Origin of the sequence: Streptomyces aureus, from assembly GCF_001418135.1 — a bacterium.
Classification (GTDB): domain Bacteria; phylum Actinomycetota; class Actinomycetes; order Streptomycetales; family Streptomycetaceae; genus Streptomyces; species Streptomyces aureus_A.
Genome location: NZ_LIPQ01000688.1, coordinates 875 through 1,270, shown reverse-complemented (window position 1 = coordinate 1,270; position 396 = coordinate 875). Strand labels below are relative to the sequence as shown.

The following is a 396-nucleotide window of genomic DNA, read 5'->3' as shown; positions in this document are numbered from 1 at the left end:
ACCCCACACCACCCGCCCCAACCATTGACAGGTTCATCTCACTCTCACCATTCTTGAGAGCGCTCTCAAGCCACCCAGGACTCAAAAGCCCCCATCCACCCACGGATTCCCCCCACACGGAGTCCCCACCTCCGAGGAGCCCCACGTGTCCGCACACCGCAGGCGCAGGCACAGCCGCGCCGCACTCGTGACCCTGGCCGCCGCCGCGTTGACCGGCACCGTCGTCACCGTCGCCGGCCCGTCCGACACCGTCGAAGCCGCCGTCCCCGCGACCATTCCGCTCACCTTCACGAACAACTCCGGCCGCGGCGAACAGGTCTACGTCTACAACCTCGGCACCGAGCTCTCGACGGGCCGGCAGGGCTGGGCCGACGCGAACGGCACCTTCCACCCCTG

General features: G+C 68.7%; 1 pseudogene. It reads left to right on the top strand.

Annotated elements, in window-relative coordinates:
• Positions 1–145 precede the first annotated feature (145 nt).
• Positions 146–396 (top strand): annotated as a pseudogene (locus AOK00_RS41090) (sugar hydrolase); the annotation flags it as partial.